Origin of the sequence: uncultured Eudoraea sp. (assembly GCF_947260015.1) — a bacterium.
Lineage (GTDB): Bacteria > Bacteroidota > Bacteroidia > Flavobacteriales > Flavobacteriaceae > Eudoraea.
In genome coordinates, this window is sequence record NZ_CAMYOM010000007.1 from 25035 (window position 1) to 52034 (window position 27000).

A 27000-nucleotide genomic window follows, 5' to 3' on the forward strand; every position below is an offset into this window, starting at 1 on the left:
AGGTTAAGATATGGGATTAATGGAAGTTTTCATAAATTTTCTTTGCCATAGCATGTCCAACAGTTTTCGATAGATCCTCAATTGAAGCTTTCTTTATTCTGTTGACAGATTTAAAGTTTTTGAGCAACTCTTCTGCCGTTTTCTTACCTACTCCTCTTATACGTTCCAATTCAGAATCAATAGCTGCTTTACTTCTCTTATTTCTGTGAAAAGTAATCCCGAATCTATGAGCCTCATTTCTTAATTGTTGGATTATCCTTAGAGATTCAGATTTTTTGTCCAGATATAATGGTATTGGATCATTGGGAAAGTAAATTTCTTCCAGCCTTTTCGCAATTCCAATAATTGCTATTTTACCCCTAAGCCCGAGCAAATCAAGGCTCTTTACAGCAGAAGACAGTTGACCTTTTCCCCCGTCGATCACTATAAGTTGTGGTAGTCCCGAATCTTCCTCCAATAATCTTTTGTAACGTCTGTGTACGACCTCCTCCATAGATTTGTAATCATCAGGGCCGTCTACAGTTTTAATATTAAAGTGCCTGTATTCCTTTTTATACGGTTTCCCATTTCTGAAAACCACACATGCCGCAACGGGATTACTTCCCTGGATATTTGAATTGTCAAAACACTCTATATGCCTTGGCTCTTCAGCCAGACGAAGATCTGTTTTCATTTGAGCCATAATCCGGTTTGTGTGTCTGTCCGGATCTGTTATCTTAACTTGTTTAAATCTTTCTTGTCTATAGTACTTCGAATTTCTTTCAGACAATTCCAAGAGCTTTTTTTTATCCCCTAATTTGGGAACAGTAACTTTTATATCATCGCCTATAGTGCATGAAAAAGGGAGTAAAAGACTTTTGGACTGAGAATTAAAACGCTGCCGAATTTCAATAATCGCCAATTGTAAAAGCTCTTTATCAGATTCTTCCAATTTCTTTTTTATTTCCATGGTATGCGACCGAACTATGGATCCATGAGAAAGTTGAAGGAAATTTACATAGGCAAATGCATCATCTGAAATAATGCTGAATACGTCAACGTTGTTTATTTTGGGATTTACTATAGTAGATTTAACCTGATAATTTTCCAGGACTTCAATTTTATCCTTGACACGCTGTGCTTCTTCAAATTGCATCTCCTTTGCAAGTGTCTTCATTTGCGTTTTAAAATAGTGAATGGAGGACTTAAAATTACCTTTGATTATCTGTCTTATATCATCTATCTGTTTATGATACTCTTCAGAATTTTGAAGTCCTTCACATGGGCCTTTGCAATTTCCAAGATGATATTCCAGGCATAATTTATATTTTCCAGCATTTATTTTTTCAGGGGACAAATCATAATTACAAGTCCTCAGAGGATAAACACTTTTTATAAGTTCAAGTAAAATTTTTACGGTTTTCATACTGGTATATGGACCAAAATATTCAGATCCATCCTTTATAAACTTTCGAGTCGGAAATATTCTTGGAAAGCGTTCATTTTTAATACAAATCCAGGGATAGGATTTATCGTCCTTGAGTAGTACATTATACCTTGGCTGGTATTTTTTTATTAGATTATTCTCAAGAAGTAATGCATCAGATTCAGTTTTAACAACTATGTGTTTTAAGGAATCGATTTTCTTTACCAATACACGAGTCTTTCCATACTCATGGGTCTTATGAAAATAAGAAGAAACCCTTTTTTTGAGATTCTTTGCCTTACCCACATACAATATTTTACCATCCGCATCATAGAATTGATATACTCCAGGACTGTCAGGCAATGTGCTAAGTTTAATCTCCAATGGTATTTCGGGCATAAATTTGTATACTGAATGGTTCTCTTCAATACAAAGATAAGTTACATTTAAATTATTATAAACGGTTAACCCTTCTGTTAAGTTTAAAATCACAAGGGATAGAAATGATGATTTGTAAATGTCTTCAATTAACAATTTCTTACTATAAAGAGACTACATATTTTAGCCCGTTAGATAATCAATTGAATATCAACTTTTTAACATCATATATTTAAAGTTTTTGTAATATTTAGTAGCAAGGAATATGTTAAGTAAATTGTAAATATTGTGCATTTCATCGATTATTTTGTGCTCTTTATAGGATAACTGACATATTTTTATTTATATTTATCCAGAAAATTTATTTACTGCATGGAAAATTATGTCATCACCTTAGGTATGTACCTTATTTTGATGCTGTTTTTTAAAATATATTTTGCTGTTGCGGCAAAAGATTAGTTTTTTTTAAAATAGTTCCCCAAACTAGTTACAGGTTTAATCGGTATTTATGCTAAAAAAAGAGCTTCGATTAAACTACCTTCAATTTAGAAATGAATTGTCTTCAGAAACAATTTCAAACTACAGTTTAGAAATTGCAAACAGGGTACTGGAATTACCTGTATGGACATTCAATTTATATCACGTTTTTTTATCAATCTCAGAGAAAAATGAGATTGATACTGCTTTTATTTTGTCTGTCCTGCAGGGAAAAGATAAAAATATTGCACTCCCAAAAGTGTTGGACGATTCTAAGCTGGTTCATTATTTACTAACGGATAATACCATTATAAGAAAAAACAAATGGAACATTCCGGAACCTGTGGACGGATTAGAGGTGCCTCCGCTTAAAATAGATGTTGTATTTATTCCCCTTTTGGCATTTGATAAACTTGGATACAGGGTAGGTTACGGCAAAGGTTTCTACGATAAGTTTTTAAAGGAATGCCGTGAAGATGTTATTAAAATTGGTCTTTCCTTATTTAAGCCTGTGGATAAAATTAGTGATACGCAGAAGCATGATATTCGAATGGATTACTGTGTTACTCCTAAGAAAGTCTATGTTTTTTAAGATGCTTTTTTTTCAAAAGCCCTTTTATTAAATACGATTAATATCCCTACCCCGGTGCTAATGGCAGTATCGGCCACATTAAATACAGGTTCAAAAAATCGAAAATTATCCCCTCCAACCCAAGGAACCCATTCCGGCCAATTCGTATCAATTAACGGAAAATAAAGCATATCAACTACTTTACCATAAAATAAACTGCCATATGGTTCTTCAGAAAATAGTGTTGCCACCTGGTTATAACTGTCATTAAAAAGTATCCCATAAAATAAAGAATCAATAATATTTCCAAGTGCTCCGGCAAAAATTAGGGAAACAGCAGTAATAAGCGTTGCCGTTGTTTTCTTCTTAATAATGTCATAAAGCCAATATCCAATTCCAATAATTGCAAAAAGGCGAAAAACAGTGAGAACCAATTTGCCGATTTTGTCTGATATCGGTAAAATATCACTTAATTTGGCACCCCAGGCGGCTCCTTCGTTCTCAATAAAAAGAATTCTAAACCAGGAAAAAACTTCCGTTGATTCTCCCAGTTCAAAATGGGTTTTAATATATATTTTACTAAGCTGATCTATTAATAAAACAATCGCAATAATCAGCAGTGAACTTTTAGTATTCATTCTTTTTCAAAATAGATTCGGCTAAAATAGGGATTATTCTACCAACAAAAGGCCAGGATATTCATTTAAAAGTAACCAATCGATAACAAGAATTTACCCGGGCGAAAGTAATACTTATACCTTCAAGCAGATAACAAAGAATTTCTACTGGAATTAATCACAGTGCTAACAATAAGATTGATAAACAAAAGATAAATAGTAGCTGATCTTTATTTTTGCATGTTTTTGGCTTCAATGCTAAGAGTAGCATGAGGTACCAACTTGAGCCTTTCTTTATTTATAAGCTTCCCAGTTACCCTGCAAATACCATAGGTTTTATTTTCTATCCTTAGCAATGCATTTTTAAGATCCCTTATAAATTTTTCCTGGCGTATAGCTAACTGAGTGTTGGCTTCTTTGCTCATTGTCTCAGAGCCTTCTTCGAATGCCTTGAAAGTTGGAGAGGTGTCATCAGTACCATTATTCCCGTCATTCATGTAGGAACTCCTAAGTAAATCGAGATGGCTTTGAGCTTTCTCTATCTTTTCTTCTATAAGAACCTTGAATTCTTCTAATTCTTTATCGGTATACCTTATTTTTAAATCTTGTCCCATAATTTTAGTGTTTTTGGATAGACAATTTTGTGTTTACATCATCAAAGGAAATGGCCACGCCATCTTCCATTTTTTCTTCAAAATTAAGTTCAGAGGTTAAAGTTTCGTTTTTTATATAACTAATGTTACTCTTAACTGCTCTTTCGACTAAACCGTCCTTTAAAATTCTTATATCTATTTTATCTGTTACTTCAAAACCAGAATCTTTTCTCAGGTTTTGAATCCTATTTACAAGTTCCCGAGCTATCCCCTCTTGTTTTAACGCCTCATCAATGGTGATATCCAATGCCACTGTTAGTGAACCCGAACTGGCGACCAGCCAACCTTCTATATCCTGTGAAGATATCTCTACATCCTGTAACTGTAATATAATAAATTTATTTTCTATTACAAGTGAAATTTGACCTTCACGTTCAATTTTTTGAATATCTTTTTGATCCAGCTTATTAACGGCAGCACTTATCAGTTTCATGTCTTTACCAAACCTGGGGCCCAATACTTTGAAATTGGGCTTAATACGTTTTACCAATATCCCGGAGGCGTCATCCAAAAGTTTAATTTCTTTTACATTGACTTCGGTTTTTATCAAATCTGCCACGGCTTCAATTTCTGAACGCTGTTTTTCATCCAAAACAGGAATCATAATTTTTTGCAAAGGTTGGCGTACCTTAATCTTTTCTTTTTGGCGAATAGATAAAACAAGAGAAGATATGGTTTGTGCTTTTTGCATTTTACTTTCCAATTCCTTATTAACGTAATAAGAATCATATTCTGGAAAGTGAGCCAGGTGAACACTATCAAAAACATCTTTTCCTGTTGTACTGGTCAAATCTATAAACAACCTGTCCATAAAGAAAGGTGCAACCGGGGCAGAAAGTTTAGCAATAGTAACAAGGCATGTGTAAAGGGTTTGATAAGCAGATATTTTGTCTTCCTGGTAATCCCCTTTCCAGAACCTTCTTCTGCTTAAACGAACGTACCAATTACTAAGGTTTTCCTGTACATAATATGCAATAGCCCGGGTAGCTTTGGTAGGCTCATAATTATCATATGCCTCATCTACTTTTTTTATCAGGGTATGTAACTCCGATAAAATCCATTGATCAATCTCCGGACGATTTTCCAAAAGTATTTCCTTTTCAGAATAATTAAACTCATCAATATTTGCATACAGAGAAAAGAATGAATAGGTATTGTATAGTGTTCCGAAAAATTTTCTTTTTACCTCCGCAATCCCTTCGGGATCGAATTTAAGGTTATCCCATGGGTTGGCGTTGGAAATAAGATACCAACGTGTTGCGTCCGGGCCATATTCTTTTATAGTCATCCATGGGTCTGCAGCATTTCCAAGTCGCTTCGACATTTTTTTTCCTTCTTTGTCAAGCACCAGCCCATTGGAGACCACATTTTTATAGGCGACGGAATCAAAAACCATTGTTGCGATAGCATGCAGTGTATAGAACCACCCTCTGGTCTGGTCAACACCTTCTGCTATAAAATCTGCTGGAAAAGTTTCCCGCTTATCAATAAGTTTTTTATTTTCAAAAGGATAGTGCCATTGTGCATAGGGCATAGATCCGCTGTCAAACCAAACATCAATAAGGTCATTTTCTCGTTTCATCGGTTTCCCCGAATCTGAAACCAGGACAATCTGATCTACTATATTTTTATGAAGATCTATCTTATCATAGTTCTCCTCTGTCATATTTCCCACTTCAAAATCCCTGAACACTTCAGATTTCATATGGCCTGCCTCAACAGACCGCGACATTTCCTTTTTCAATTGTTCGACAGAACCTATAATAATTTCTTCTTTACCGTCCTCAGTTCTCCAAATTGGTAATGGTATTCCCCAAAATCTGGATCTTGAAAGATTCCAATCGTTTGCGCTCGCAAGCCAGTTACCAAATCTTCCCTCTCCTGTGGCTTTAGGCTTCCAATTTATAGTTTGGTTAAGTTCATACATGCGTTCCCTTACATCCGTAATTTTTATAAACCACGAATCCAGAGGGTAATATAGAATTGGTTTATCTGTGCGCCAACAATTGGGATAGCTATGTAAGTATTTTTCAACTTTAAATGCCTTGTTCTCTTCTTTTAATCTAATGGCAATTTCAACATCAACAGAGCGTTCCGGCGCTTCCCCATCTTCGTAATACTCATTTTTGACATATTTGCCTGCCAGGTCTCCCATTTCTTTTCGAAACCTGCCTTGCAAATCAACTAACGGGACAGCATTCCCATTTTCATCCAATACCAACATAGGAGGCACGGGTGGTTCTGCCTTTTGGGCTACCTGCATATCGTCTGCGCCAAAAGTGGGTGCAGTATGTACTATCCCTGTACCATCTTCCGTAGTAACAAAATCACCAGCTATTACCCTGAAGGCATTTTCAGGATTGTTGTAGGGCTTTGCATAATCGATTAGTTGCTCATATTTTATTCCTACTAATTCTCCACCCTTACAGGATCCGATTAGATAATAAGGTATTTTTTTATCTTCCTGAGAAAAAGATAATAGTTCTCCCTCATTTTCAACCTCTACAAATTTACCTGAAAACTGCTGGCCTACCAGGTTTTTTGCCAAGATGACGGTTATGGGTTTAAATGTATACTGATTGTACGTTTTTACCCAAACGTATTCGATTTTTGTCCCAACTGTCAGCGCAGTATTTGATGGAAGTGTCCACGGAGTAGTTGTCCATGCCAGGAAATAAAGTTCGTCTTTAAACGGTTCCAGAAATTTGGGCAATGAACTACTAATAATTTTAAATTGAGCGGTTACAGTTGTATCGGTTATGTCCTGATAAGTGCCGGGCATATTCAGTTCATGAGAACTTAAACCTGTACCTGCTTTTGGCGAATAAGGCTGAATTGTATATCCTTTATAGATAAGTCCTTTATCATAAATCTGTTTTAACAGCCACCAAACGGTTTCCATGTATTTGGGCTTATAGGTAATATAAGGGTTATCCATATCTACCCAATACCCCATTTTTTCGGTAAGATCATTCCAGGCATCTGTATATTGCATTACGGCTTTTTTACAGGCCTCATTATATTCTTCTACAGAAATCTTTACCCCTATATCCTCTTTAGTTATTCCCAGTTCTTTTTCTACACCCAGTTCAATTGGCAGACCATGAGTATCCCAGCCTGCTTTTCGTTTTACCTGAAAACCCTTCATGGTCTTATATCTGGGGAATATATCCTTTATAGTCCTGGCCATAACGTGATGGATTCCAGGCATCCCATTTGCGGAAGGTGGGCCTTCATAGAAAACATAAGTTTCCAGCCCTTCCCTTGTGGTAATGCTTTTTTCAAAAATATGTCGGGCTTTCCAAAATTGAAGCATTTCTTCCCCAACCTTAGATAAATCCAATCCTCTATATTCCGCAAACTTCATACAAACAGTTTCCTTTGATATAAATTAAGGCTGCAAAATTAACGAATTAGAATGAAATTATGAGTCTTTCTCAAAAATGTCGATATATGATAAATACAGTGAGTTTTTTCCGTATTCCCTGATCTTCTAAAAGTAATAACACGGTATATCAGTTAAAAGGGGGTAGAAGGATGAAAAAGTTTTTAATTTAAATAATATGTCCTTTTATAATCTCAAAAACGAAAAGTCACTCCCAGTACAAAATTAATTCCTGTTGCTGCAATTCCGGAAGAATATTGACGATATCTCTGATTGGTAATATTCTCAATAGCAAATGTTAGTTTTAAAGGATTAGCAATTTGATACTGAGACCTTAAATTTAAAGTGTACCAGGAAGGTGAATAAGGATTTCCATCTTTGTCTTTGTCATAAATATAACTTTTATTAATTTCTGAAATAGCGAGGTCATTAAAGGATATTTGACCATTGTAATTCAGGAATAGATCTGTTTTCAACCTTTGATTCCTCCAAATGAGGTGAAAATCGCCGAAAGTTGGTGGTACGTGCCTTGCCGGAGTGTCATTGCCATTTTCGTCCTCTTCCTTTCCTTCAGTCAAAGTGAGATTTGATAGTATGGAGAAATTATCTGAAAGAAATGCCTCCAAACCAAATTCGAAACCATACACATATGCATTGGAAGCATTCTGAATGGCCTGCACATTACTTAATTCCCCATTATAAAGAATTTCTTCTTCCCCGTTAAACAGATAATCTCTTCGAACCAGAGCATCTACCAGATAAGTATAATAAGTAGCCCCTTTTAGCACTACTTTATCCTTAAAATTCTTCTGTATTCCAAATTCTGCATTATAGGCATATTCCGGTTTCAAATAGGGATTTGGCACTACAACAGACCCTGGTTCAGAATCAAATATTTTACCTATATCGTCAATATTCGGTGCTCTAAAACCAGTCCCTCCGTTAAGTGTGAACTGCAAGTCGGCCTTAGGAAACCAGCTAAATCCTATGTTTCCTGTCAAAGCTCCATTATTTAAATTTGAATTATCAAAAGGAAAAGGATAGAAAGTTGTATCAAAATCTGCATTAATCCAGACATGGCTATAGCGAATCCCCGCCAACCAGGAGAAATTTGGTTTAGATTTCAATTCACTATTCACATAAGCTGCCAGGGTCTGCCAGGAAGAACCATCGGGATACCTGGACTGGGCCGCTTCTACAAATCCGGTTTCAATATTGGTTTGTTTCCCAATAGATCCCACTTTATTAAAAATATATTCCGCCCCGTAATACAGTCTTAAATTTCCAATTTTTTTATTTTCAAAATCAATATTTAAGGAAAGTGCATCTATATTTTCTTTTGTTGTATAGCGAATGGGATCCTGAAATTGTCTCTTATTTCTACTTTCTTTAAAATTTTGGTATGCCGTTGTAATTTTTAAACCATCATAAAACTTACCACGGCCTTTTTTGTAGATCTGTAAATTACCCATAAACCACTTTTGTGGTCCATAAAACCATTCTGCGGAACGCAATCCGGTTCCATTGCTGTTTGGCCTTATTAATCTGTCGTATCTCGAGTAATCTGAAGTAGTGGAATAAAACATTCCCAAATCATAGCTCCAATTGTTATTAGGTCTATGGGATATCTTTTGCATTAGATTAATCTGATCATACCCTGTTGGGAATTGGATACGGGGATTTTCATTTTCGACCAATACATCAAGCCCATTCAATCGCTTTACATATTGTTTTCTGAGATAAGAATCCGGACCATGTTGGCCCATTTTTAAATCATTAAAATTATTATATGTAGCACTGGTTAAAAAAGCCCATTTACGCAACCCCAGGTTTATATCGAAATGCCCTGTATTTTCATCATTCCCCGACGCATATCGATAATTCATATTTCCTGAAATATCTAAACTATCAGTGGTTGAAAATTGTGGTTTAATAGTAATGAAATTCATTACTCCACCAATGGCATCACTCCCGTATATCACAGAACCAGGTCCAAAAACCACCTCGGTATTCTTAACGGTAAATGGGTCTATGGATATTATGTTCTGTATATTACCACCCCTAAAAATGGCATTATTCATACGTACTCCGTCCACAGTTAACACAAGCCTGTTTGTTGCAAAACCTCGGATCATTGGGCTACCGCCACCCAACTGACTTTTCTGGACAAAGATTTTCCCGCTGTTTTGTAAAAGATCTGCTGAAGTCTGTGGATTTGTAAATGCTATTGCCTGTGCGTTAATGGTAACTATTTTTTGGGGTATGTCCTTTTTTTGTTGTTCCCATTTGGAAATAGACATCACCACTTCATCAAGCTGTTCGCGCTTTAAACTAAGATAAACCTTCCCCCCCCTTTTTATAAGCAGTTCCTTAGTGGATCTTTTGGTCTGATAACTAAGGTGCCTTAACGTAATACGCTCATTCCTGTTAAAAACAGTAATATCACATTTTCCTTCAAAATCGGACAGGACAGTCTTTGACTTATCGTTATTGTAAAGAACCGCATTAATGACTGGATCCTGTGTTTCCACATCAAGAATCGTTATTTCCTGACCAGATATAACGTTAATAAAAAGAAGTATAACAAGAAAAATTCCCCTATGCATTTTAGCTAAAAACTTCGTTCAAAATAGCGAGTGATCTGGGTTTTCTAAATCCGTGCAAATGTACTTCAAAATAGAGTACAAGGGATTGTAATAGTTCTTGCCTGGTTTTTTTGCCCATCCTGACCGAATGAATTGTATCAAAATTTATGCCCAAAAATACTTTGAGAAGATCAAGAGCTTCCTCCTTGATAATTGGATTTATGCCCGGGTACTCAATAAAAGCACCTTCCACTAAATCGAAATACGGGTAATTCATTTTCCTGGTGTCTGGATAAAACCCCAAATATTTTGATAATCCCAATAGAAAAAACAAATGAAAATTACTAATGTTATCATGTGTGTCAAGCCATTGAAGTGATGCTTCCAGAAAATGGAATAAGTCTTTATTTTGTTCTTCTTCAAAAATGCTGTTGACCAGCATTTCCGCCAAAAATAAGATCATTGCATTTTTAGCAATGTCTGTATGTACAGTTTGGTATGGATAATTGACTTTAGCGTCAATAAGTCGTTCCAGGGTCCCCTTGTTTTTATGATTCACAACTATTTCCAGTTGCGTTAAGGGTTGAAAATAGGCAGTTTTTAGTTTACCTTTTTTGGAGGCTAAGATTCCCTTGAGCAGATACGATTTCAATCCATCAGAGTAAGTAAAAGCTTTAACTATTAAACTTGTATCTCCATATTTTAAAGAAGATAGAATTAAAGCTTTAGTAGTAATTTGCATCTATTACGCTTAGAATAAAGCAAAGATAGGTTGAATTAACAATAAAATAAGATTGGCAATTACAGGAACCAAATCTTTTATAAAAATTATAGCTCCGTTCCTGTAATTGCCAATCCCCAAATTATTACTTAGATCACACCTTGTGCAAGCATGGCATCTGCAACCTTTACAAAACCTGCAATATTTGCTCCTTTAACATAATTGCAATACCCGTCTGCTTCTTTTCCGAATTCAATACATGAATCATGAATGTCTTCCATAATTCCTCTTAGCCTTTCGTCTACTTCTTCTCTGGTCCAGCTGATTCTTAAAGAATTCTGAGACATTTCCAAGCCAGAAGTAGCTACCCCACCGGCGTTGGAGGCCTTTCCTGGCGCAAATAAAATTTTTGCATTTTGGAAGGCATGGATCGCTTCAGGTGTAGAAGGCATATTAGCTCCTTCTGCCACACAAATGCATCCATTAGCAATTAATTCTTCGGCATTTACACCATCCAATTCATTTTGAGTGGCACATGGCAAGGCAACATCACACTTAACACCCCAGGGACGTTCCCCGTCATGATAAGTCGCTGATTTAAATATTTCAACATATTCGGATATTCTTCCCCGTTTATTGTTTTTAAGATCCATAATGAAGTCCAACTTCTCATTATCAATCCCGTCTTTATCATAAATATATCCTCCGGAATCTGATAATGTTACTACTTTTCCTCCCATTTGAATAACCTTTTCCGCAGCGAATTGGGCAACATTTCCTGAACCTGAAACAACTACTGTTTTTCCTTTAATTTCTTCATTCTTTGTCTTTAGCATACTTTGAGCGAAATAAACGGTTCCGTATCCTGTTGCCTCCGGGCGGATTTTGGATCCACCCCACGATAAACCTTTACCTGTAAGTACCCCGGTAAACTCATTTCTTATCTTTTTATACATCCCAAAAAGAAATCCGATTTCCCTTGCTCCTACTCCAATATCCCCTGCCGGAACATCTGTATTAGGTCCTATATGCCTACTTAACTCTGTCATAAAAGCGTGGCAAAACCGCATAACTTCATCGTCAGATTTACCTTTTGGGTCAAAATCTGAACCACCTTTTCCCCCGCCCATGGGAAGGGTAGTTAAACTATTTTTAAATACCTGTTCAAAAGCCAGAAATTTAAGAATACTCGCGTTAACTGATGGGTGAAAACGAAGTCCTCCTTTATAAGGTCCTATTGCCGAATTCATTTGTATGCGATATCCCCGGTTTACATGTATTTCACCGTCATCATCTACCCAGGAAACTCGAAAGGAAATCAACCGCTCCGGTTCCACCATCCTCAACAAGATGTTTTTCCCGTAATAGATTTCATGTTGAACTATGTAAGGAATTACCGTATCAGCTACTTCCTGTACTGCTTGGATGAACTCCGGTTCATGACCATTTCGGGTCCTGACCTCGTCCATAAATGCTTCGATATTTGTGTTCATATTAAAATTGATTAGCTAAAGTTTTTATTGAATTAAAAATTACAGAGCAAAATTATATCTTTTCTGCAATTTAAAGTAGCCTTTTTTAAAAATATGATAAAATTTATGCGATTGCCTGTTCCAAGTCAGAAATAAGATCTTGGACATCTTCAATTCCAACACTAAGTCGAATAAGTGAATCGACAACCCCGCTTTTTTCCCGTTGTTTTTTAGGAATACTGGCATGAGTCATACTTGCCGGGTGACCCGCTAAACTCTCCACCCCTCCTAATGATTCTGCAAGTGTAAAAACCTTTAGCTTTTCTACTATTGCAATGGAATCCTTAAAACTGCTCCCTTTGGGCACAAAAGATATCATTCCGCCATATGCTTTCATTTGTTTTGTGGCAACCTCATGATTGGGATGATCCTTAAAGCCGGGCCAGTATACTTTTTCAATTTTAGGATGTGCAAGCAAATATTCTGCAATGTGCTTCCCGTTTTCACAATGCCGCTGCATTCTTACATGCAATGTTTTAATTCCTCTAAGTACTAAAAAACTATCCATAGGGCCACATACTGCCCCGCTGGCATTCTGAATGAAATACAATTTCTCTGCCAATACCTCATCATTAACAACCAAAGCTCCCACGACCACGTCGCTATGCCCACCAAGATATTTAGTCGCAGAATGCATGACTATGTCGGCCCCTAAATCTAAAGGCTGTTGCAAATATGGTGTTGCGAAAGTGTTATCTACCGCCATAAGCAACTTATTGCTTTTGGCCAATTCTGAAACCGCCTTAAGGTCAATAACATTCATCATTGGATTTGTCGGAGTCTCAACCCAAATTAGTTTCGTGTTTGAATTAATTAATGCAGCAATTTTAGATACTTCCTGCATGCCTATGAAGTGAAATTTAATTCCATACTTTTCAAAGATCTGTCGGAAAAGACGATAACTTCCACCATAAAGATCATTAGTTGATATCACTTCATCACCTGGCCCTAATAGTTTAATAACTGCATCCATCGCTGCTAATCCACTGGCGAATGCCAATCCGAAATTCCCGTTTTCAATACTGGCAAGCGAATTTTCCAACGCACTCCTTGTTGGGTTGGCACTGCGGGAATATTCATACCCCATATGCTCGCCCGGACTAGTTTGAGCATAGGTAGATGTCTGATAAATAGGGGGCATCACTGCACCATAAGCCTTGTCCGGCTTTTGTCCCCCATGTATTACCTTGCTATTAAATCTCAATTCCTTTCCACTCATATTGTAAATTTATGTTCACAAATGTATTGTTATCTTTTGGAGAAACCAATGAATCCTTAGTTTTGCAATAGATCCAAATTCATCTCAATGAAGCGTATTGTAACCTACCTTTTTTTTCTAGCCCAAATTGTTGGCTGCCAGGACAGCGGTAATATTACATTTGAAGCATTAACACTGGCGAATACTAAATGTAAGGAATGCCCCGAAGTTTCCATTGAATTGCCGAAGGCATTGGGTAATAACAAACTGGCTAAATCTATTAATCTCGCTTTACAGGAAGAAGTTATTTCTAAATTAACTTTTGATGATGAAATTAATGCCGAAACCATTCAGAAGGCCATTGAGTCCTTTACAAATGGCTATTTTGAATTAAAAAAAATCTATCCTGATGAAACTATTGGATGGAAGGCAAAAATAAATGGAATGGTTACCTATGAGGATAATGAACTCCTCACTATTGAACTGCAGTCTTATTTATTTACCGGTGGTGCTCATGGTTATGGATCAACTGATTATTTAAATTTTAATAAAAAAAGAGGGAAGGAAATGGAAGACTGGGAGTTATTTGAAGATAAGGAAGGTTTTGAACAGTATGCAGAAACCCAATTCAGGTTACAACAGAATATCCCGGTAAATAATCCAATTAACAGTACCGGTTTTATGTTTGAGAAAGACCATTTTTATTTACCAGAAAATATTGGTTTTACTGAGAAAGGGCTCAAACTATTGTATAATCAATATGAAGTGGCCTCCTTTGCAGATGGCCCTATAGAACTGACTCTTCCTTATAAGGATATCCAAAAATTTTTATCAGGGAACATCAAGACTTAGAGCGCCTTTTCTTTTAATAGAATTTTTTCGAAAGAAAGTATAACACCAAGGTGTAAGCCTTCATGAAATAGATTAAATGCCAAAGCGTCTTCAACATTTCGCAATGTGACCTTGGTACTGGTCTTATACTCATTATACTCTTTGAAAACCCCATTTTCATAATCCTCCTGAGCCCATTCTGCCGTGGAAAGTAAAAAAGCGCCAATATGATCTAACTCTTCACGGGTAGGATTTATATCCGGCAATGTCCCTTTTCTGAATTTTTGAACTAGAGAATCATCAATACGCGCAGGGAGATTACTATTTTTATAAATAAGTATTTGTTGAGTAGCAACAACATGAGCTATATTCCACCAAATATTATTGCGATAGCCTTCGGGAATTTCAAATAGAAGTTCGGGAGGAGTTCGTTTTAATATTTTGTATAGTATCTTCCTGTTTTGAATTGTGATATCAAATATTTTTTTCAATGTGTGCCTATTTTACGATTAGTAACAATGCGCTAACGAATAATAAAAATAGCATATTCATTTAAATAAAATAGTGGTAGTTATTATAATTTTGAATTCGATAAAAAATAGTCATGAAGAAAATTTATTACTTAAGTAGTTGTGATACCTGCAAACGTATTTTAAATGAATTAAAACCCCTTGGTGATATTGAGCTTCAGGATATTAAATCAGATCCAATTACCCCGGAGCAATTAAAAGTAATGCGAAATTTAGCAGGTAGTTATGAAGCCTTGTTTAGCAGAAGGGCACGCCTATTCAGTGAACGCCAATTAAAAGATCGGCAACTTGAAGAAAAGGACTATGAGAAGCTGATTTTGGAACATTACACCTTCTTAAAAAGACCTGTTATTTTGGTTAACAATCAAATATTTATTGGAAATAGCAAAAAGGTAGTTGCTAAAGCCAAAGAAACTATTCATTCTTGAGCAAAAGAACTCTAGCCATATTAGCCGCCCTGGGCGCAACAACAATTTATGGATTAAACCATACTATTGCCAAAGGGGTGATGCCCGTGTATATTAAACCTTTTGGTTTTATAATGCTTAGGGTAATTGGAGCAACCGTTTTGTTTTGGAGTATTTCATTTTTGGGGCCTAAAGAAAAGATCGAATGGAAGGACTGGGGCAGGGTAATACTATGTTCCCTTTTTGGCATGGCGATTAATATGTTGGCGTTTTTTAAAGGTTTAGAATTATCAACTCCAATAAACAGCGCAGTTCTTGTAACTACAACCCCAATCATAGTGGTTATTTTATCTTTTTTTTTAATTAAAGAAAAAATTAGAGCGCTTAAAATCGCCGGTATATTAATTGGTCTTGCAGGTGCCCTTTTTCTTGTGCTTTACGGTAATGAAATTAGACAAGATGCATCAAATATCCCTTTGGGCAATTCTCTCTTCTTATTGAACGCTTTATTTTTTGGACTATATCTTATTCTTGTAAAAAAATTGCTGGAAAAATACCACCCTTTTACTCTTTTAAAGTGGATGTTCCTGATTGGTATCCTATATAATTTGCCAGTTGCCCTACCTGAATTTTTAGAAGTTTCATGGTCAACACTGCCATTTGAAGCAATTTGGAAAATGGCATTTGTGGTAATTGGGACTACTTTTTGCGCTTATTTGTTTAATGTGTTTGCCCTAACTCAACTAAAAGCTTCCACAGTAAGTGCATTTGTATATGTTCAACCTGTAATTGGAATTTTATTTGCTGTAATTACAGGTAAAGACGAACTTACCATTGTTAAAATAGGTGCTGCTTGTTTAGTATTGTTAGGAGTTTACCTGGTAAGTAAAAAACCAAAACGTTTAAAAATCAATGCTTAAGTAAATGTTTTTATGGCATTAACAACCTTTTCATTGAGTATAATAATACTTTAAGAACTCTTATCGTTATATGCCCATGCCAGAACATATCTTTTGCTTATGATATTTTATAAACAGATTTTACAGAATTCCCAGAGGCTCTGATATTACTTTTTTATGCATCAAAATCCTTTGGAAATATTATTTCTATTTTTAATAGTTCTTAAACGGGCATAAGAATATTCAAAATAATATAGTTTTGATAAATCGAGTAGACGCTGCCCAAGAATTTATACTTATTTTTAATGCCATAAAATACAACTATGGCTAACAAACCCGCATTTATTAAAGAACTTTCTTTACCTGCTATCGCAGCGCCTATGTTTCTTATCTCTGGTCCTCAATTGGTCATTGAATGTTGCAAAAATGGAATTATAGGAACTTTTCCTGCCCTTAACCAACGGACAAGTGAAGGATTTGAAGAATGGCTAATTCAAATAAAATCTGAATTAGACACTTTTGAAGAAAAAACAGGAGTTAAAGCAGCACCATTTGGCGTAAATCTGATTGTGCATCCTACAAATCCAAGGCTGGAAGCAGATCTGAAGTTATGCGCTAAGCATAAGGTTCCTATCATTATTACCTCTTTGGGAGCGGTATCGCAAGTAGTTGATGCCGTACACAGCTATGGCGGGCTGGTTTTTCACGATGTAATTAAAAAAAGGCATGCAGAAAAGGCGGCGGCAGCCGGCGTAGATGGGCTAATATTAGTTGCAGCGGGGGCAGGGGGGCATGCAGGTACGATTAATCCGATGACCCTTGTGGCAGAAATTAAAAAGTTTTACGATAAAACCATTATCCTGTCAGGTTGTATAAGTACAGGCAGGGATATTGCATCGGCCTTACAAATGGGTGCAGATTTGGCTTATATGGGTACTCGATTTATTAACACTCTTGAAAGTAAAGCTCCGGAGGATTACCGGCAGATGATCATAAAAGCAGGGGCCAGTGATATAACCTACACTGCTGCCATATCCGGAGTGCACGCTAATTTTCTTGGAGCCAGTCTTGCCGCAGCAGGAATTACAGAAGAAGACCTAAAAAAGGATGTTAAAGTTGACTTTGGAAAGGAATTAGATACAGAAGCGAAAGCCTGGAAGACAATTTGGTCAGCAGGTCAGGGAGCAGCTACCGTAGATAATGTGCTTACCGTTACCGAACTCGTTGAAAAACTTAAATCTGAATTTAAAGAGGCAATTGAAGAACAAATTGCTTTATTGGAAATTTATCCAAAATGATGTGCCTATGCCCCCCTTATGCCGAACAATTAAAATTGATTTACACGATATGCTGGATAAAGAAAACCTTCCCGATCCTGTTAAACCTAAAGACCATGTCCTTTACTAATGCCTTTGGTTAAATCTCATTACAGTCCTCCCCTCCCGTTTAAAAGTGGTCATATATCTACTATTTATTCCGGCTTGATTAGAAAGGTTACAGACCTTAACCAACAAAGGGAACGTCTGGAACTTGAGGATGGGGACTTTATAGATCTGGACTGGAGTTTTGCCCCTGCGCCCAGTAATGTTGTAGTTATTCTTTTACATGGCCTTGAAGGACATGGGCAGCGCCCATATATAAAAGGAAGCGCTAAGCATTTTAATTCCAATGGGCTAGATAGTTGTGCAGTAAATTTCAGAGGATGCAGCGGAGAAACCAACCGTCTATTCAGGTCCTATCATTCCGGAGCAACAGAAGATCTCAAAGAGGTAATACAACATATCATTTCTAGCCGGAAATATAGCAGCATTTATATTAAAGGATTCAGTCTAGGTGGAAATCTGACGCTAAAATATCTTGGCGAAGGGCCTGTTCCAAGTCAAATAAAAGGGGCTGTAACCGTATCCGTTCCATGTAGTTTGCACGATTCTCTTATTCAATTGTTAAAATTGAAAAATACACTTTATGCCAAAAGATTTAAAAAACATCTCGTGGAGAAATTGTATTTAAAACGGCAGAAATTCCCAGAATTAATATCCATAGAAGAAATAAACAACATCGGGAACCTAAAAGATTTTGATGATATTTATACCAGTAAGGCTCATGGGTTTAAAGATGCTTTGGATTATTATGCACAATGCAGCAGTCTTCAGTTTTTACACCGGATAAAAATTCCAACCTTGATTATCAATGCTCAGGACGACTCATTCTTAGGTCGGGATTGCTACCCGGTAGAAGAAGCAAAGAATAATCCACTTCTTTTTCTTGATATGCCCAAACATGGAGGACATGTAGGCTTCTTTGGTCCACAAAACATATCTTATTCAGAAAAAATTGGTTTAAAATTTATAAAGGAATTCTTTTGATCCGTGCTATTTCATATATTAGTGCCTCTAATCTAAACAACATGCGAAAAATATTTGCCATAATTGGAATTTGCGCTCTGCTAGTGAGTTGCGGCGAAAAAAAAGAAGAGAAAAAAGAAGGGGGTTTTGAAATGAACCGTGCCAAAAAGGAGGTGAAAGTAGAAACTAAATCTGAAACTGTCCCGGTTGATTTGAATAACAAAGGAGTTGGACCTATAACTTCCTTAGAATTTGCAGCAGAAATAGATGCCGAATTAGCTGCCGCAGGTGAAGCAAAATACAAAACGATTTGTACGGCTTGCCATATGACTGACCAACGTATGATAGGACCTGCCTTAGCGGGTGTTTATGACCGCAGAAGTCCGGAATGGGTGATGAATATGATCTTAAACCCGGATGTTATGCTTAAAGAAGACCCTATTGCTATAGCCTTATTAAAGGAATACAACAATGCCATCATGCTCAATCAAAACCTTAGTGAAGAAGATGCCAGGGCTATTGCAGAGTACTTACGTACCCTTTAGAAACGGTTTAAGAATCTTATTTAGTGCTGTTCTCGGTTAATAAATTGATGAGTACGGCACTTTTTCTTTTTAAATAATTAAATCAATGGAGTGGTGTTTACTTTCTTATTGGTAATGAACACTCACTGAGGTAATGACTTCCCTCATTATATCTTTTAAAAGCAATAAGAAAATTTTAGTTTCGTACAGACAAATTGGAAATATGAAATATTTAATTCGACAAAAAATGGCTTTGAAAATTTTGATTACACTTCTTTTAATAACAAGTCTCACAAGTTACGGGCAAAGTAAAAACTTTATTGATCAACCATATTTAGAGACTACTGCAAGAGTAGATACCTTAGTTATACCAGACCGTATTTATTTATCAATCCTAATTACAGAAGCGGACACTAAAGGAAAAACTTCGGTTGAAAAATTAGAAAATAATATGGCCGACAAACTGAAAACACTAGGCATTGATATCGAGAAACAACTTACCCTTACTGATTTGGGGAGTAATTTTAAAAAGTACTTTCTCAGGAAAGTAGATGTTCAAAAAGACAAAGAATATTCATTATTAGTGTATGATGCCGTAACTGCAGGCAGAGTAATAATGGGCCTCGAATCTATCGGAATCTCTAATATAAACCTCGCAAAAACCGAATATTCAAGTCTGGAAAAGCTCAAAATTGATCTAAGACAAAGAGCTGTGGTTGCGGCAAAAAACCAGGCAGAAGCAATGGTTATTCCTATAGATCAAAAACTTGGAAGTGCTCTTTTTATTTCTGATCTAAACACAGGAGTACAAAATAGGATGACGGATAGGATGGTTAGGGTGCAAATGTCTAAACAATCAGATGCAGATCAACCCATAGAAATTGAATTTGAAAAGATAAAAGTAGAGAGCACTGTGAATGTAAAATTCGCAATACAGTAACAATTAAACTTTATCTACGGCCAGTTTATATGTGGGGTCCTCCAGGACATTTACGTCAATTATCGCATCTGCATTCGTTAACAAGAGCCTGCAATCCTCGCTTAAATGCCTTAAATGTACCTTCTTCCCAACTTTGTGATAGCGTCCCGTTAATTTGTTTAATGCTTCAATGGCCGACATATCTACTACCCTGCTTTCCTTAAAATCTATAATAACCTCATCCGGGTCCTCAAGTACCTCGAACTTTTCATTAAACAAAGTCACAGATCCAAAAAATAGCGGCCCATAGATCTCATAGTGCTTAATTCCATTCTCGTCAGTATATTTTCTGGCGCGTATTCTTTTGGCGTTATCCCATGCAAAAACAAGAGCCGAGATAATTACACCGACCAAGACAGCCAGCGCCAGATTATGTAGAAAAATGGTAACCAGGGTTACTAATATCATTACAAGAACATCAGATTTCGGCATTCTTCTGAAGGTTCGTAAACTGGCCCACTCAAATGTGCCCAGTGCGACCATAATCATTAATCCTGTAAGTGCAGCCATAGGCACTTTTTCAATCAAATTAGCCCCGAACATAATAAAGACAAGAAGCATTACAGAAGCTACTATCCCCGATAATCTTGCACGGGCTCCATTGGAGGTATTGATTAAACTCTGCCCTATCATGGCACAACCACCCATCCCTGAAAAGAGTCCGGAAAGTATGTTTGCTGTTCCCTGGGCAACTGCCTCTTTATTACCGCGCCCGCGTGTTTCTGTGATTTCATCAATAATATTAAGCGTCAATAAACTCTCTATTAACCCTACACCCGCAACTATGGCCGCATAAGGAAAAATGATCTGAAGGGTTTCTAAAGTAAAAGGCAGTTGTGGGATATGAAATGGTGGAAAACCGCCCTGAATAGACGCTATATCGCCAATTGTTTTTGTGTCAATATCAAATGCAAGTACGAGACCAAAAACAGCCAGGATAGCAATTAATGAGGCAGGAACTGCTTTACTTAATTTGGGTAATCCCCAAATTACCAGCATTGTGATTAAAACTAATCCTAAAAAAATAAACAATGTGCTACCAGATAACCATAAGCCATCAGACGACTTGAACTGGTCTAACTGTGACAAAAAAATAATGATCGCCAGGCCGTTTACAAATCCAAATATTACAGGATGAGGCACAAGGCGCATCAATTTGCCCAATCGAAGAAATCCAGCTGCTAACTGCAGGATTCCAGCCAATATCACTGCGGCAAATACATATTCCACGCCATAATCCATGGCAAGTGAAACTATGACAACTGCCACTGCACCGGTCGCTCCTGAAATCATTCCCGGTCTCCCTCCAAGAATAGAAGTAACCAGCCCCATAACAAATGCCGCATATAATCCGGTTAAAGGTGATAAGCCTGCAATAAGAGCAAAAGCTATCGCCTCCGGTACCAGAGCAAGTGCAACTGTTAATCCGGATAGGACTTCTGTTTTGTAATTAACTTTTTGGGAAAAATCAAATAGATTTAAGTACTTCTTCAAACCCTTATTATCTTAAGGGGGCAAAAATAGCACTTATTAACTGTTAATAGCCCTAATTGAAAAGAATTATGGATTTCATAAATTACCAGTCATGAAGGCCCAATAATTTCTTGCCAAGTTCAGATAATTTAGCAGTATCGTATCTGTTCTGTTCCCAATTTCTTGGATCACCCGGAAATGCATAACCCTCAGGAGCTATTCTGTTCTTCCAGGAATTAATCCGCCATTGTCTTAATTCTTCATTTTCTTCCTCTGCCGGCATCATAGAAATATATTGGGCAATCCTAACTTTATTTTCAGATTTGTTTGGCCTGATCCCATGGGGCTCCGTGCTATTAAAAATAAGAAGGTCACCAATTTCTAATTTTACTTTTACAATTTTATCTTCCAGTTCTGAAATATCCGGTTGAAAGTGATCCCGGTCTTCCGGCTGTGTAAGCTTCCAACTTTCGTAATTCCGGTACAGCCATGGAATGCACTGAAAACCTCCCATATTCTCATCGGTTTGATCTGCAAGTGCCAATACTCCCTGTACATTCTGCGGTTTGGTTTCAGGGTCATAATCCCAATGAATAAAACCTTTCCTTTCAAATCCCGGCCTTTGAGGAAAATTGAGATTTGCTCTATCAATTGTTACCCATAATTTTTCAGTTCCCCAAACATCCACAAAGGCATCATAAACGCGTTGCATTTGCCTGTTATTCCATAAGTATTGGTTATTGTATACCTCAACCATACCCGTTCCTGTTAGTTCTTTCATTTGCATTTCAGCCCTTGGTGGAGCATACCAGGTTTCACTATCGTTAGGGTCCTTTTCATCAAATTCCCACAAAAAATCTGCTGTTGCCTTTGCCTGGGATGCAGAGACCGCATTTTTAATTACTATATAGCCGTTATGCTTCCAAAATTCCCAGTCCTTTTCGCTAAGAACCCTTAACGGAACATTATTAGACCGATCATTTAATTCCATTTTGCTACTTGTCGCCGTTGAGGGGTTTCCAGGAATATCCTTATGAGCCTTATTGGCCATTTCCAGTTTGGAGGCTGCTTTTTCCATATTTATATTGTATTGTGATTAAAAGATAGTCAAATCTAAATAGATCGAATGGAGATCACCACCTTGATTTTGATCAATATTTGAACTATATTAACATTCTAAAACATTAATTACCTAGATAATAGCAATTTTGTTAAATTTTTGATTTGAAAATACAATTAGAACAAATAAATCCGGATGCCAAAAGCTCCTTCCGATTGCTACACAATCCCAGATTGAATGATTTATTCTACTGGCATTCTCATCCGGAATATGAACTGGTGTATATAGAAGGGGCTAATGGAACGAGGCACGTAGGGGATCATATTTCTCAATATGAACATAGTGATCTGGTGTTAATAGGGTCTAATATTCCTCATTTGAACTTCGATTATGGTATTCAGACCGAATACAAAAAAGAGGTTTTACATGTCAGTTCGGCATTCAAGAAAAAAATATTTACTGAAATCCCAGAGCTAAATGAAGTATTTGAACTCTTTGAAAAATCTCAGCATGGAATAGCTTTCACCGGAAAAACAAAGGTAAATATTGGCTCAAGACTCAAAAAACTTTATGTTTTGGGACCCTTTTCACAGTTTCTTGAAGTACTGCATATTTTCTCCATTTTAGCGGCCTCTAAGGAGTATGTATTATTACATGATTATCCGGTAATAAATAAATACAGTCAAAAACAACAGGACCGCTTAAAAAACATCTATGCATTTATAGATGAAAACTACCAAAGGAAAATTGAGCTTAAAGAAGTGGCAGCACTTTCCAATTTGAGTAAAGAAGCTTTTTGCCGATATTTTAAAGGTGCCACAGGAAGTGTTTTTACGTCATTTTTAAACCAATATCGTATTAGCCAGGCTAAACGATTACTTTTGAAAGGAAGAAATATCAGTGAGACTTGCTACGACTGTGGTTATGAAAGTCTATCCTATTTTAATCGTATCTTTAAAAAAATTGCGAATGAAAATCCTTCTGATTTTAAAAAAAGATATCTGAAAAGGTAATTCTTATTAGTACCCAAAACCCGGAAAATTTACTTTCATCCTACACCAATAAATAGCTTTAAATTAGTAATGGTCTCCAAAATAATTAATGACCAAAAAAAACCGCCCTTGGATTTAAATCCAGGGCGGTTTCTAACTAAATAACCAACCAAAAATAATTTTTCATTCTCATACCATTCTCTACTATCTTTAATAACGCGTAATTCAAAGTTTTCATTGCACAGAAACAGGTAAACCGATGTTAAAATTTTATGCATTTCATCGTTTTCTAAATTGAGGGGTTGTTAGTCTCTTGCATAGCCAATTTATTCGTAAATTATTATAACTCTATGACTTTCAAATATCTAAGTCGTTATTTTTTTTAATTACATTTGATGGTCTAATTTAATTTGATGGAAAAAGAATTAAAAATTGCAGTTCTTGGTGGTGGAAGTTGGGCAACAGCTATTGTAAAAATGCTCACTGAAAACCAGGATAAAGTAATCTGGTATATGCGCAATGAGGATGCTTTAGAATATATAAAAGTCAACAAACACAACCCTAATTATCTTACTTCTGTTGAGTTTCAACTGAAACAATTAGTTCTTACCAATGATATGGACGAGGCGGTTTCCATGGCTAATCTGTTGATTTTTGCAATTCCATCTGCTTTTTTAGAGAGTGAACTCAAAAAACTTACTATCCCTTTAAGGGACAAAATTATATTCTCAGCTATCAAAGGAATTGTTCCCGAAACTGGTTTAATTGTTGGAGAGCATTTTCATCAAAAGTATAATATTCCCATTGAAAATATTGGGGTGATTACTGGTCCTTGTCATGCCGAAGAAGTGGCCCTGGAGCGCTTGTCCTATTTAACAGTTGCCTGTGCAGATACCGCTAAAGCCAGGATGCTATCTGAACATCTGAACAGCCATTATATTAAGACCAAAATTTCCGATGATATCATAGGCACTGAATATGCTGCAATGCTTAAAAATATTTATGCATTGGCGGCAGGTATAGCTCACGGATTAGGATATGGCGATAATTTCCAATCTGTTTTAATGAGCAATGCTATCCGCGAAATGAAACGTTATATTTCCAGAGTTCACAAGATGAAACGGAATATTAACAATTCTGCCTATCTGGGGGATTTACTTGTTACGGGTTATTCAACTTTTAGTCGGAACAGGATGTTCGGGAATATGATTGGCAAAGGGTATAGAGTAAAAAGTGCTATGATGGAAATGAAAATGATAGCAGAAGGTTATTACGCAACGGAAAGTGCTTATAAATTAAAATCAACATTTAAAAAGAAAGTTAAGACTCCAATTATTGATGCTGTGTATGATATCCTTTATATGCAGAAGAGCGCCAAATTAACTTTCAAGGCACTTACAGATAAATTAGATTGACCCCGAAATTTTGTAATCACTTCTATTAAAGCCGGAGGAGATTTAAGTGATGCGGAAGATGCATTAAAAAAGGAGTGGCTTGATGCCTGAAGCATAATGTTGGGACACCATGCTTCCTGTAACACTGGATGAGAATGGATTTTACTCAATTCCAATACCTGGAGGGACCATAATATTAGAAAAAAAGTAAAGAGGTGCCAACCATAGCCCGATTTACATATTAATTTCTGATTCCGGGACATTACTTTTTAGAAAATTAATATTAAATCCGGTCTAAAGAAAAAACAGAATGTTCATGTATTTCTTGAAGCATTTTTTCTTTCCAGGAAAGAATTTGTGAATCTTCCAATTTAAAAATTGACTTGAATTCACCAAGAATCGGATCCAGTAAAAAAGGTATGCTTTCAATATCGAAATATAAGCGCCCCGTTCGGCGGATAAAAAAGTCCATGGGAGAAGTTATCATTTCATAATTAATTCCGTAATGAAGTTCGGCTTTGGCCATTCTTATGTATGGATCTTCATCTTTTAGTATGGAGTAATCCTTTAAAATAGCCTCAGTTTGCTTGCCATAGGTTGTCACCAGGTACCAAGCATCATATTCTGTAAAACCTTCTGCTGCTATTCGTTCAAATATTTCTGAAATGTACTTTTTGACGTGTTTGGATTTCCTGAAATCATTACCGCATAGCGGAATCTGAACAGTTGTACATTCTTCAAGTTCAATTCCTTCTTCCTCTTCCATTTTTTTAGATAGCAGGTTTACAACTCTTTCTGCCATTTTTCGATACCCGGTAAGTTTGCCTCCAGCCATACTTATAAGACCGGTATCTGAAATAAATATCTCATCCTTACGGGATAATTCGGAAGTAGATTTTCCCTCATCATGTATTAAGGGCCGCAAACCAGCCCAGGAAGAGATAATATCCTTCAATTCCAAATTTATCTTAGGAAACATATTATTAACCGCTGATACTAAATAAAGGGCATCAGCCAAATCCAGTTTAACATCATCTTTATCCTGATCATAATTTGTATCGGTTGTCCCCACATAGGTAATTTTACCTCGGGGGATAGCAAAAATCATTCTCCCGTCAGGAACATCAAAATAAACAGATTGCTTTACCGGTACTTTTGAATGCGGAAATACCAAATGAACCCCCTTTGTAAGATGAAGGCGTTTCCCTTTTTTAGAATTATTTATGCTTCGCAATTCATCTACCCATGGGCCGGTAGCACTTATCACATATTTTGATTTAATAGTAAATTCATGTCCGGCGATAACATCCTTAAAATGTAGCCCTGAAATAATATCGTCAGTATAATCAAAGGCTGTGACCTCAGCATAATTCAATGCTACCGCACCGAATGTAAGGCTGGTCTTTATATTTTCAATTGTTAACCTGGCGTCGTCTGTGCGATATTCAGCATAATAACCGGCCCCTTTTAATTTCTTCTTTGGCAATAACGGCTCCAGTTCTAATGCCTCTTTTTTTTCAAGCATTTTACGCTTGTCATCGCCTGAAACCTGTGCCAGAATATCATAGACCTTTAAGCCAATAGATGTTAGCCATTTTCCATATGACCCACCGTCAATTAACGGGAGTAACATTTTTTCGGGAAGCACCAGGTGCGGTGCAAGTTTATGAACTATAGCCCGTTCAGATCCCACTTCTTTTACCAACCAAAAATCAAACTGCTTGAGATATCGAAGGCCACCGTGAATTAACTTAGTAGATTTACTACTGGTTCCTGATGCAAAATCCCCTTTTTCTAACAGAGCCACTTTTAGCCCTCTGGCAGCTGCGTCAAGGGCAATACCACCTCCGGTAATTCCACCTCCAATAATTACAAGATCGAATTTGGTATTAGTTAAGTTTTGAATGATTTCATTCCGGTCAAGGCTTGAAAATGGTACGTTCTCCTGCACGTTTTTATAAATCAAAGTAAATTTATTTAGGTCCAATTACAAATATAAAGGTTAATACCCCTTTCACTAATACTAAGGCTTTAAGTAAAGGTT

22 protein-coding genes are annotated in these 27000 nt (G+C 36.5%); 10 read left to right on the plus strand and 12 right to left on the minus strand.

Annotated features, from left to right (window positions below; all coding sequences use genetic code 11):
• Positions 1–16: 16 nt before the first annotated feature.
• On the minus strand, positions 17–1804 hold the full coding sequence (uvrC, locus tag Q0X66_RS05500; RefSeq protein ID WP_297704073.1) for an excinuclease ABC subunit UvrC: 1788 nt from the start codon (positions 1802–1804) through the stop codon (positions 17–19).
• A gap of 487 nt (positions 1805–2291) precedes the next feature.
• Here uvrC and Q0X66_RS05505 point away from each other — a divergent pair, with 487 nt between their 5' ends.
• Positions 2292–2852 (plus strand): 5-formyltetrahydrofolate cyclo-ligase, encoded by a 561-nt coding sequence (locus Q0X66_RS05505; protein ID WP_297704075.1) that lies wholly within the window; start codon positions 2292–2294, stop codon positions 2850–2852.
• On the opposite strand, the gene Q0X66_RS05510 is transcribed toward Q0X66_RS05505, so the two are convergent.
• The 7 genes from Q0X66_RS05510 to Q0X66_RS05540 all read right to left on the minus strand — a co-directional run bounded on the left by Q0X66_RS05510 (position 2849) and on the right by Q0X66_RS05540 (position 13543).
• On the minus strand, positions 2849–3469 hold the full coding sequence (locus tag Q0X66_RS05510) for a lipoprotein signal peptidase (protein WP_297704077.1): 621 nt from the start codon (positions 3467–3469) through the stop codon (positions 2849–2851). The genes Q0X66_RS05505 and Q0X66_RS05510 overlap by 4 nt on opposite strands.
• 209 nt (positions 3470–3678) lie before the next feature.
• Positions 3679–4062 carry a TraR/DksA C4-type zinc finger protein gene (locus Q0X66_RS05515; protein ID WP_297704079.1) on the minus strand — a complete coding sequence of 128 codons (384 nt, stop codon included), beginning with the start codon at positions 4060–4062 and terminating at the stop codon, positions 3679–3681.
• 4 nt (positions 4063–4066) lie between these two features.
• A complete protein-coding gene (gene ileS, locus Q0X66_RS05520; RefSeq protein ID WP_297704081.1) occupies positions 4067–7468 on the minus strand; it encodes an isoleucine--tRNA ligase in 3402 nt (1133 codons plus the stop codon).
• Between the two features lie 212 nt (positions 7469–7680).
• Entirely contained in the window at positions 7681–10092 is a 2412-nt protein-coding gene (locus Q0X66_RS05525) for a TonB-dependent siderophore receptor (protein WP_297704083.1), read from the minus strand.
• A 1-nt stretch (position 10093) separates the two neighbouring features.
• Complete coding sequence (gene recO, locus Q0X66_RS05530; protein WP_297704085.1) at positions 10094–10813, minus strand: DNA repair protein RecO; 720 nt, start codon at positions 10811–10813, stop codon at positions 10094–10096.
• 128 nt (positions 10814–10941) lie between these two features.
• Entirely contained in the window at positions 10942–12285 is a 1344-nt protein-coding gene (gdhA, locus tag Q0X66_RS05535) for an NADP-specific glutamate dehydrogenase (protein WP_297704086.1), read from the minus strand.
• A 103-nt stretch (positions 12286–12388) separates the two neighbouring features.
• Positions 12389–13543: a cystathionine gamma-synthase gene (locus Q0X66_RS05540; protein ID WP_297704088.1), complete on the minus strand. Its 1155-nt coding sequence runs from the start codon at positions 13541–13543 to the stop codon at positions 12389–12391.
• 87 nt (positions 13544–13630) lie between these two features.
• On the opposite strand from Q0X66_RS05540, the gene Q0X66_RS05545 reads away from it, so the two are divergent.
• The gene (locus tag Q0X66_RS05545) at positions 13631–14374 is read left to right on the plus strand and encodes a DUF3298 and DUF4163 domain-containing protein (RefSeq protein ID WP_297704090.1); all 744 of its coding nucleotides are present in this window, start codon (positions 13631–13633) and stop codon (positions 14372–14374) included.
• Here the strand turns inward: Q0X66_RS05545 and Q0X66_RS05550 are convergent.
• Complete coding sequence (locus Q0X66_RS05550) at positions 14371–14844, minus strand: DinB family protein (protein ID WP_297704092.1); 474 nt, start codon at positions 14842–14844, stop codon at positions 14371–14373. The two genes, Q0X66_RS05545 and Q0X66_RS05550, sit on opposite strands and share 4 nt — an antisense overlap.
• A gap of 113 nt (positions 14845–14957) precedes the next feature.
• On the opposite strand from Q0X66_RS05550, the gene Q0X66_RS05555 reads away from it, so the two are divergent.
• The 6 genes from Q0X66_RS05555 to Q0X66_RS05580 all read left to right on the plus strand — a co-directional run bounded on the left by Q0X66_RS05555 (position 14958) and on the right by Q0X66_RS05580 (position 19998).
• Positions 14958–15311, plus strand: coding sequence for an ArsC/Spx/MgsR family protein (locus tag Q0X66_RS05555; protein WP_297704094.1), 354 nt, complete (start codon positions 14958–14960; stop codon positions 15309–15311).
• On the plus strand, positions 15308–16210 hold the full coding sequence (locus Q0X66_RS05560; RefSeq protein WP_297704096.1) for a DMT family transporter: 903 nt from the start codon (positions 15308–15310) through the stop codon (positions 16208–16210). Before Q0X66_RS05555 ends, Q0X66_RS05560 begins: the two co-directional genes overlap by 4 nt.
• A 302-nt stretch (positions 16211–16512) precedes the next feature.
• Positions 16513–17487, plus strand: coding sequence for a nitronate monooxygenase (locus Q0X66_RS05565; protein WP_297704098.1), 975 nt, complete (start codon positions 16513–16515; stop codon positions 17485–17487).
• Between the two features lie 108 nt (positions 17488–17595).
• Positions 17596–18555, plus strand: coding sequence for an alpha/beta fold hydrolase (locus Q0X66_RS05570; protein ID WP_297704100.1), 960 nt, complete (start codon positions 17596–17598; stop codon positions 18553–18555).
• 41 nt (positions 18556–18596) lie between these two features.
• Positions 18597–19079, plus strand: coding sequence for a cytochrome c (locus tag Q0X66_RS05575; protein ID WP_297704102.1), 483 nt, complete (start codon positions 18597–18599; stop codon positions 19077–19079).
• Positions 19080–19305: 226 nt separating this feature from the next.
• Positions 19306–19998, plus strand: coding sequence for an SIMPL domain-containing protein (locus Q0X66_RS05580; protein ID WP_297704104.1), 693 nt, complete (start codon positions 19306–19308; stop codon positions 19996–19998).
• 3 nt (positions 19999–20001) lie between these two features.
• Here Q0X66_RS05580 and Q0X66_RS05585 read toward each other — a convergent pair whose 3' ends face one another.
• Entirely contained in the window at positions 20002–21531 is a 1530-nt protein-coding gene (locus tag Q0X66_RS05585) for a SulP family inorganic anion transporter (RefSeq protein WP_297704106.1), read from the minus strand.
• 82 nt (positions 21532–21613) lie between these two features.
• The gene (locus Q0X66_RS05590) at positions 21614–22588 is read right to left on the minus strand and encodes a phytanoyl-CoA dioxygenase family protein (protein WP_297704108.1); all 975 of its coding nucleotides are present in this window, start codon (positions 22586–22588) and stop codon (positions 21614–21616) included.
• A gap of 146 nt (positions 22589–22734) precedes the next feature.
• Here Q0X66_RS05590 and Q0X66_RS05595 point away from each other — a divergent pair, with 146 nt between their 5' ends.
• Both Q0X66_RS05595 and Q0X66_RS05600 read left to right on the plus strand, forming a co-directional pair.
• A complete protein-coding gene (locus Q0X66_RS05595; RefSeq protein WP_297704110.1) occupies positions 22735–23583 on the plus strand; it encodes an AraC family transcriptional regulator in 849 nt (282 codons plus the stop codon).
• Between the two features lie 392 nt (positions 23584–23975).
• Complete coding sequence (locus Q0X66_RS05600; protein WP_297704112.1) at positions 23976–24977, plus strand: NAD(P)H-dependent glycerol-3-phosphate dehydrogenase; 1002 nt, start codon at positions 23976–23978, stop codon at positions 24975–24977.
• Between the two features lie 262 nt (positions 24978–25239).
• On the opposite strand, the gene Q0X66_RS05605 is transcribed toward Q0X66_RS05600, so the two are convergent.
• Positions 25240–26922 (minus strand): glycerol-3-phosphate dehydrogenase/oxidase, encoded by a 1683-nt coding sequence (locus Q0X66_RS05605; RefSeq protein ID WP_297704114.1) that lies wholly within the window; start codon positions 26920–26922, stop codon positions 25240–25242.
• Positions 26923–27000 lie beyond the last annotated feature (78 nt).

Coding starts and splice junctions, on each gene's coding strand:
- uvrC (WP_297704073.1), bottom strand. CDS start 1,804: ATGCCCGAAATACCATTGGAGATTAAACTTAGCACATTGCCTGACAGT.
- Q0X66_RS05505 (WP_297704075.1), top strand. CDS start 2,292: ATGCTAAAAAAAGAGCTTCGATTAAACTACCTTCAATTTAGAAATGAA.
- Q0X66_RS05510 (WP_297704077.1), bottom strand. CDS start 3,469: ATGAATACTAAAAGTTCACTGCTGATTATTGCGATTGTTTTATTAATA.
- Q0X66_RS05515 (WP_297704079.1), bottom strand. CDS start 4,062: ATGGGACAAGATTTAAAAATAAGGTATACCGATAAAGAATTAGAAGAA.
- ileS (WP_297704081.1), bottom strand. CDS start 7,468: ATGAAGTTTGCGGAATATAGAGGATTGGATTTATCTAAGGTTGGGGAA.
- Q0X66_RS05525 (WP_297704083.1), bottom strand. CDS start 10,092: ATGCATAGGGGAATTTTTCTTGTTATACTTCTTTTTATTAACGTTATA.
- recO (WP_297704085.1), bottom strand. CDS start 10,813: ATGCAAATTACTACTAAAGCTTTAATTCTATCTTCTTTAAAATATGGA.
- gdhA (WP_297704086.1), bottom strand. CDS start 12,285: ATGAACACAAATATCGAAGCATTTATGGACGAGGTCAGGACCCGAAAT.
- Q0X66_RS05540 (WP_297704088.1), bottom strand. CDS start 13,543: ATGAGTGGAAAGGAATTGAGATTTAATAGCAAGGTAATACATGGGGGA.
- Q0X66_RS05545 (WP_297704090.1), top strand. CDS start 13,631: ATGAAGCGTATTGTAACCTACCTTTTTTTTCTAGCCCAAATTGTTGGC.
- Q0X66_RS05555 (WP_297704094.1), top strand. CDS start 14,958: ATGAAGAAAATTTATTACTTAAGTAGTTGTGATACCTGCAAACGTATT.
- Q0X66_RS05565 (WP_297704098.1), top strand. CDS start 16,513: ATGGCTAACAAACCCGCATTTATTAAAGAACTTTCTTTACCTGCTATC.
- Q0X66_RS05570 (WP_297704100.1), top strand. CDS start 17,596: ATGCCTTTGGTTAAATCTCATTACAGTCCTCCCCTCCCGTTTAAAAGT.
- Q0X66_RS05575 (WP_297704102.1), top strand. CDS start 18,597: ATGCGAAAAATATTTGCCATAATTGGAATTTGCGCTCTGCTAGTGAGT.
- Q0X66_RS05580 (WP_297704104.1), top strand. CDS start 19,306: ATGGCTTTGAAAATTTTGATTACACTTCTTTTAATAACAAGTCTCACA.
- Q0X66_RS05590 (WP_297704108.1), bottom strand. CDS start 22,588: ATGGAAAAAGCAGCCTCCAAACTGGAAATGGCCAATAAGGCTCATAAG.
- Q0X66_RS05600 (WP_297704112.1), top strand. CDS start 23,976: ATGGAAAAAGAATTAAAAATTGCAGTTCTTGGTGGTGGAAGTTGGGCA.